Origin of the sequence: Chromobacterium alticapitis (genome assembly GCF_002924365.1) — a bacterium.
GTDB classification, from domain to species: Bacteria; Pseudomonadota; Gammaproteobacteria; order Burkholderiales; family Chromobacteriaceae; genus Chromobacterium; species Chromobacterium alticapitis.
Genome location: NZ_PQWB01000022.1, coordinates 26420 through 33318 on the forward strand (window position 1 = coordinate 26420; position 6899 = coordinate 33318).

Annotated in this window: 8 protein-coding genes; all 8 read left to right on the top strand. The window is 60.6% G+C overall.

The window, feature by feature from the left end; all coding sequences use genetic code 11:
• Positions 1–7 precede the first annotated feature (7 nt).
• The 8 genes from C2I19_RS06440 to C2I19_RS06475 all read left to right on the top strand — a co-directional run bounded on the left by C2I19_RS06440 (position 8) and on the right by C2I19_RS06475 (position 6716).
• Entirely contained in the window at positions 8–988 is a 981-nt protein-coding gene (locus tag C2I19_RS06440; protein WP_103901894.1) for an ABC transporter ATP-binding protein, read from the top strand.
• Positions 981–1952 carry a peptide ABC transporter ATP-binding protein gene (locus C2I19_RS06445; RefSeq protein ID WP_103901895.1) on the top strand — a complete coding sequence of 324 codons (972 nt, stop codon included), beginning with the start codon at positions 981–983 and terminating at the stop codon, positions 1950–1952. The genes C2I19_RS06440 and C2I19_RS06445 overlap by 8 nt, the downstream gene beginning before the upstream one ends.
• A gap of 110 nt (positions 1953–2062) precedes the next feature.
• A complete protein-coding gene (locus C2I19_RS06450) occupies positions 2063–2470 on the top strand; it encodes a VOC family protein (protein WP_103901896.1) in 408 nt (135 codons plus the stop codon).
• 91 nt (positions 2471–2561) lie between these two features.
• On the top strand, positions 2562–3092 hold the full coding sequence (coaD, locus tag C2I19_RS06455) for a pantetheine-phosphate adenylyltransferase (RefSeq protein ID WP_103901897.1): 531 nt from the start codon (positions 2562–2564) through the stop codon (positions 3090–3092).
• 77 nt (positions 3093–3169) lie between these two features.
• Positions 3170–4114, top strand: coding sequence for a class I SAM-dependent methyltransferase (locus C2I19_RS06460; protein WP_103901898.1), 945 nt, complete (start codon positions 3170–3172; stop codon positions 4112–4114).
• A gap of 234 nt (positions 4115–4348) precedes the next feature.
• A complete protein-coding gene (gltS, locus tag C2I19_RS06465) occupies positions 4349–5551 on the top strand; it encodes a sodium/glutamate symporter (protein WP_103901899.1) in 1203 nt (400 codons plus the stop codon).
• Between the two features lie 125 nt (positions 5552–5676).
• The gene (trxA, locus tag C2I19_RS06470; protein ID WP_103901900.1) at positions 5677–6039 is read left to right on the top strand and encodes a thioredoxin; all 363 of its coding nucleotides are present in this window, start codon (positions 5677–5679) and stop codon (positions 6037–6039) included.
• A 47-nt stretch (positions 6040–6086) separates the two neighbouring features.
• Positions 6087–6716 (top strand): glutathione peroxidase, encoded by a 630-nt coding sequence (locus C2I19_RS06475; protein ID WP_233201121.1) that lies wholly within the window; start codon positions 6087–6089, stop codon positions 6714–6716.
• The last annotated feature ends 183 nt before the right edge of the window (positions 6717–6899 follow it).

Genomic DNA, 6899 nt, shown 5'->3' on the forward strand with positions numbered 1-6899 from the left:
TAAGAATATGAGTCTGTTGCAAATCAAGAATCTGTCCGTGGAGTTTGGATCGGAAAAGAACCCGTTCCGCGCGGTGGAGGGGCTGGAGCTGTCGGTCAATCAGGGCGAGATCGTCGGCATTGTCGGCGAGTCCGGCTCCGGCAAGTCCGTCACCATGATGGCGATGATGGGCCTGCTGGAAGGGCAAGGCCGCATCGTGGCCGACGAGCTGACTTTCGACGGCAAGGACTTGCTGAGCATCTCGGCGCGCGGCCGCCGCAAGATCGTCGGCAAGGACATTTCGATGATCTTCCAGGATCCGATGACGGCGCTGAATCCCAGCTACACCGTCGGCTACCAGATCATGGAAGTGCTGAAAGCGCACCAGGGTCTGCGCGGCGCGGCCTTGAAGGCGCGCGCGCTGGAGCTGATGCAGCTGGTGGAGATTCCGGCCGCGGCCTCGCGCCTGGAAGCCTACCCGCACCAGTTGTCCGGCGGCATGAGCCAGCGCGTGGCCATTGCCATTGCCATCGCCTGTAACCCGAAATTGCTCATCGCCGATGAGCCGACCACCGCGCTCGACGTGACCATCCAGGCCCAGATCATGGAGCTGCTGGTGTCTCTGCAGAAGAGCCAGAACATGGCGCTGATCCTGATCACCCACGATCTGGCCGTAGTGGCCGAGGTGGCGCAGAGGCTGGTGGTGATGTATGCCGGCCAGGCGGCGGAAATGGGCACGGTGCCGGAAATCTTCCGCCATCCGACTCATCCGTACACCGAGGCGCTGCTGTCGTCCATTCCAGAGCACAGCAAGGGCGCGCGCCGCCTGTCTACGCTGCCCGGCATCGTGCCGGGGCAGTACGACCGTCCGACGGGCTGCCTGCTGTCGCCGCGCTGCCCGTACGCACAGGACAATTGCCGCGCCCAGCGCCCCGGACTGACCGCTCATGAGCATGGCGCGGTGCGTTGCCACTACCCGTTGCTGGCCAAGGAGAAGCAGCATGGCTAAGGTTTTGCAAGCGGGAGATCTGACCCGTTATTACGACGTGGCCCAGGGCATGTTCAAGCCCAAGGCGCAGGTGAAGGCGCTGGCCGGCGTGTCGTTCGAGCTGGAGGCCGGCCGCACGCTGGCGGTGGTGGGCGAGTCCGGTTGCGGCAAGTCCACGCTGGCGCGCCAGCTGACCTTGATCGAGCAGCCGACGTCTGGCTCGCTGATCCTGGACGGCCAGAATGCGGCCAAGGCTAGCGCTTCCGAGCTGAAAGCGATGCGGCGCAAGGTGCAGATGGTGTTCCAGAATCCGTACGGCTCGTTGAATCCGCGGCAGAAGATCGGCGACCAGCTGTCAGAGCCGCTGTTGATCAATACCTCGTTGTCGGTCAAGGAGCGCGAGGAAAAGGTAAGGGCGATGATGGCCCGCGTCGGCCTGCGTCCGGAGCATTATTTCCGCTACCCGCACATGTTCTCCGGCGGCCAACGTCAGCGCATCGCCATCGCGCGCGCTATGATGTTGAACCCCAAGATCGTAGTGGCGGACGAACCGACCTCGGCGCTGGACGTGTCCATCCAGGCACAGGTGCTGAACCTGTTCATGGATCTGCAGGAGGAGTTCAACACCGCCTATGTGTTCATTTCGCACAATCTGGCGGTGGTGGAGCACGTGGCCAACGACCTGATGGTGATGTATCTGGGCCGAGCTGTGGAGGTGGGCGACAAGAACCGCGTCTACGAGCGTCCGTTGCATCCTTATACCCAGGCCTTGTTATCGGCCACGCCGTCCATTCATCCTGAAGACCGCCGCATCAAGATCAAGATCGAGGGCGAGCTGCCCAGCCCGCTCAATCCGCCGTCAGGCTGCGCTTTCCACAAGCGCTGCCCGCATGCTAATGAGCGTTGCAAGGCGGAAGTGCCGCAATTGCGCGAGCTGGATCAGCGCATGGTGGCCTGCCACCGGGCGGAAGAAATCAACGGCTGAGACCAAATCGGCATCGGGAGCCCGCGACGGTGATCGTCGCGGGCTTTTTTCATTCCGTCGTCGTATCGGCCGGCGTACACTGGGCTTCCCACCACCAACGGAGGCTTGCCATGCATGTGTATCCGTATCTGAACTTCAATGGACGCGCCGAGGAGGCGCTTAATTTCTACCGTGATGCGCTGTCCGGCGAAATCGTCATGCTGATGCGTTACGCCGACGCGCCCAAGGACGTGCAGGGAATGGGCGAAGTGGATCCCAACTGGGTGATGCACGCCCGGCTGGCGTTCGGCGCCAATGTGCTGATGATTTCCGATACCGACAGGCCGGCGCCGCCTGCCGGCCAAATCACCTTATCCATCAATCTGGAGGGCGATACGGACAAGGCTCGCCAAGTGTTCGCCGCGCTGAGCGCGGGCGGCCAGGTGACGATGGATCTGCACCAGACATTCTGGGGCGCGCTTTTTGCTTGCTTTAGTGATAAATTCGGCGTCAACTGGATGGTCAACTGTCAGTTGTGACCGTAGCATGACAAGGTCGCGATGCGGCGCATTTTTTGCCGCATCGCACAAAAAATCCTTTACCACCCCGCCCACGCAAGATACATTCGCCATGGAACACGCACTCAAAGCCCGAGGAAAACGCCAATTGAAACGAGCCGTCTATGCCGGCAGCTTTGACCCGGTGACCAATGGCCATTTGTGGATGATACGCGAGGCGGTGGAGTTATTTGACGAATTGATCGTCGCCGTCGGCGTGAATCCAGACAAACATTGCACGTTTAGCGTGGAAGAGCGCATAGCGTTGCTGCGCGAAGTCACCGCGGGATCCAGCAAGCTGCGGGTCGAAGTTTTTGAAAATCAGTTTTTGGTGAACTACGCGCAGAGCGTGGGCGCCAACTACATCGTGCGCGGCATCCGCACCGCCAGCGATTATGAATACGAGCGCACCATGCGCTACATCAATTCGGACTTGCATCCGGACATCACCACGCTGTTTCTGCTGCCGCCGCGCGAATACGCCGAGGTGTCGTCCACCATGGTCAAGGGCCTGGTCGGGCCGCGCGGCTGGGAAAACGTGATCCGCCAATACCTGCCGGAACCGGTTTACCGCAAAATGCTGGAGATGTATTCGCAGCAATAGGCCTTATAATGCCGTTTTGAATGTCACGCCGCGCCAGCCTGAGCTGGCGCGTTTGCTTTGCCGCTTCGAGGATAGTCATGCAGGATGCCAGCGCCTTCGCCAACCGATTGGCCAAGAACTACAAGCACTACGCCAAGTGGGCGCGCCGCCAGGGACTGGACGCCTGGCGCGTCTACGACAAGGACGTGCCGCAGTTCCCGTTCGCGGTGGACATCTATGGTTCTCGCGTCCATTTGCAGGAATACGATACCGGTTGGGAGATGGGCGACGATGAATACCGCGCCTGGATCGATGCCGTGGTCGCGGCCATCGAGCAGGTCATCGGCATTCCGGCCGCCGCTGTCACGCTGAAAAACCGTCGCCGGCAAAAAGGCGTCAGCCAGTACGAGAAGGTGGGGATGGAGGGGCAGGACTTCGTGATCGACGAGTTCGGCCAGCGTTTCATCGTCAATCTGGACCAGTATCTGGACACCGGCCTGTTCCTCGACCATCGCAATACCCGCAAGCGGGTGCGCGAGGAGGCGGCGGACAAGCGTTTCCTGAACCTGTTCGCCTATACCGGCAGTTTCACCGTCTACGCTGGCGCCGGCGGCGCGGCGTCGTCGGAAACCGTGGATATGTCCAATACCTATCAGGATTGGTCGCGCCGCAATTTCGAGCTGAACGGGTTGGACCTGGCCAAGCATCAACTGGTGCGCGCCGATGTGTTCCAGTATCTGGAAGAGGCGGTGGACGCGGGCAAGCAGTTCGATCTGATCGTGATGGATCCGCCCACTTTCTCCAACTCCAAGAAAATGCGCGACATCCTGGATGTGCAGCGCGACCATGTCTGGCTGATAGACTACGCCATGGCGTTGCTGGCGCCGGGCGGCTGCTTGTACTTTTCCAACAATCTGCGCACTTTCCAGCTGGATGAGCGGCTGCGCGAGGATTACCAGATCCGCGACATCAGTGCGCAGTCGGTGCCGGAAGACTTCCGTAACCGCAAAATCCACCAATGCTGGCGCATCAGTCGCGGATGATGTCCGCAGATGGCTGATTGTAAAGTGGTTTTTTTGAACTTTTACGCCGTTTCTCCACTCGTATCCTAAAGCGCGTTTCCGCATGGAGTCGCCGACCAGCCAGCCGGCGGCCTTTGCGCCGCCTCGCCGCGCGCGCGGCGGGATGCGGAGCGCCTCTATGCCTTCCTGCTTCATCGGTTTGTCTGCGTCGCGCCGCGGACGCGTTTTCGCTAGAAAACGACAATAGGAGAACCGATGATCCAACTTGATTTCTACGGCACGCTGGTGGCAGCCTCGCTTGTTCTGCTGCTGGGACGCAAACTGGTCGCCCATACCGGCGTGCTGCGCACCTACAACATTCCCGAACCGGTAGCCGGCGGCTTGCTGGTCGCCGCAGCCTTGCTGGCCTGGCGTCAGTTCTCCGGCATGGAAGTGCGCTTCGACGCCTCGCTGCAAACGCCGCTGATGCTGGCCTTCTTCGCCTCTATCGGCCTTACCGCCAATCTGGCCAGCCTGAGGCGCGGCGGCAAGGCGGTGGGGGTTTTCCTGGGTGTAGTAGTGGGTCTTTTGCTGGTGCAGAACACCTTGGGCGTGGCCGTGGCCAGCGCTCTGGGGCTGGACCCGCTGATGGGGCTGCTGGCCGGCTCCATCACCTTGTCCGGCGGCCATGGCACCGGCGCGGCCTGGAGCGGCACCTTCGCCGACAAGTATGGCCTCGCGTCGGCCGCCGAGCTGGCCATGGCCTGCGCCACCTTTGGTCTGGTGTTGGGCGGCCTGATCGGCGGGCCGGTGGCGCGCTTCCTGGTCAAGCGCGTCAAGACGCCAGGAGCGGAGCACAATATGGATCAGCCGCCGCAAGGCTTCGAGCTGCCGGATGCGCAGCGCCTGATCACCCCGCATTCCTTCATTGAAACCTTGGCCTTGATCGCGGTCTGCCTGCTGGGCGGCACCTTCATCGGTTCTTTGCTGAAAGGCACGGCGTTCGAGCTGCCTACTTTCGTCTGCGTGTTGTTTGTCGGCGTATTGATCAGCAATGGCTTGGCGGCGCTGGGCTGGTACAAGATCTTCGAGCGCGAGGTGTCGGTCGTGGGCAATGTCAGCCTGTCGCTGTTCCTGGCGCTGGCTCTGATGTCGCTGAGGCTGTGGGATCTGGCGGCGCTGGCTTTGCCCATTTTCGCGCTGCTCTTGCTGCAGACGGTGGCGATGGCGCTGTATGCCGTGTTCGTCACTTTCCGCGTGATGGGCCGCAATTACGACGCCGCGGTGCTGGCGGCTGGCCATTGCGGTTTCGGCTTGGGCGCCACGCCGACCGCCATCGCCAATATGCAGGCGGTGACCGAGCGTTTCGGCCCCTCGCATCTGGCTTTTCTGGTTGTGCCTATGGTGGGCGCCTTCTTCATCGACATCGTCAACGCCATCACGATCAAGCTGTATTTGGCGTTGCCTTTTGTCGGCTAGCTGGCTATCGAGCGGATTGAGAAATTCAAACGCCGGGCTTCTTGCAATTGCCCGGCCGCGCTCATATCTTGCTTCAAGACAGCCCGCCGCTGGCGGGCCACCCTATATAGAGAAAGAGAGTCATCATGTCCTTCGTCAATCTCACTGCTGACAACTTCAATGCCAATATGAAGGACGAGGGCCTGGTCATCCTCGATTTCTGGGCCGAGTGGTGCGGTCCGTGCAAGATGTTCGGCCCGGTCTTCGAGGCGGCCTCGGCCAAGCATTCCGACATCGTGTTCGGCAAGATCGACACCGAGAATGAGCGCGAGCTGGCAGCGCACTTCAATATCCGCTCCATCCCGACGCTGATCGCAATCAAGGACGGCATCATGGTGTTCAACCAGGCCGGCGCGCTGATGGGCGCCCAGTTCGAACAATTGATTCAGGGCTTGCGCGATCTGGACATGGACAAGGTGCGAGCGGAGATCGCCAGCCAGCCACAATGACAGGCCGGCGGCATCGGTCGCCGCGATGTGAGACGATAGGGCAATGCATGGGCGCATTGCCCTATTCTTATATCTGGAGTCGCGTCTGGGCTGGAGCCGTCCGGAGGGGAGGAATCATGAAACGTTGGGCTTGGTTTTTACTGTTGTGGGGGCAGGCCGCATGGGCCAGTTGTCCGTCTTTGCTCAATTACACGGTGCCCGGCTTGATGGGCGGCGAAATCAATCTATGCCAGTATGCGGACAAGCCGGTGTTGGTGGTCAATACGGCCAGCCATTGCGGCTTCACGCCGCAGTTCACCCAGCTTGAGTCTCTATATAAGCAATATGGTCCCAGGGGGCTGGTGGTGATCGGTTTTCCGAGCAACGACTTTTTCCAGGAGTTGGACAAGCCGAGCGAGATCGGCGCGTTTTGCCAGGCCAATTATGGCGTGACGTTTCCTATGGCGGGCAAAGGGCATGTGCGCGGCGGCGATGCGCAGCCATTCTTCAAGGCGCTGATCGCCGCTACCGACGACGCCCCGATGTGGAACTTCCATAAGTATCTGATCCTGCCTGGCGCCAGCAAGGTGCTCAGCATCGGCACCCGTACCAAGCCGGACGCGGCAGAGGTGGTTGATGCCTTTTTGCCGTATTTGAAGCCGGCGGCGGCGCAATCCGCAACTTCCCCTCAACCTTGAACATAGCCAAAGCTGCCTGCGCTTGAGCGCGAGGAGACTCTGGTTGAAAATTCTTTTGTTGGCGTTTTCTTTAAAATCATCGCCTTACATGAATGCTGGGTGAAAAGTTCAATTTTTCTCGCAAAAGGTGTTGACGGGGGTGGGGCCCGGGCGTATAGTTCGCCTCCTCAGCTGACGCAGCGA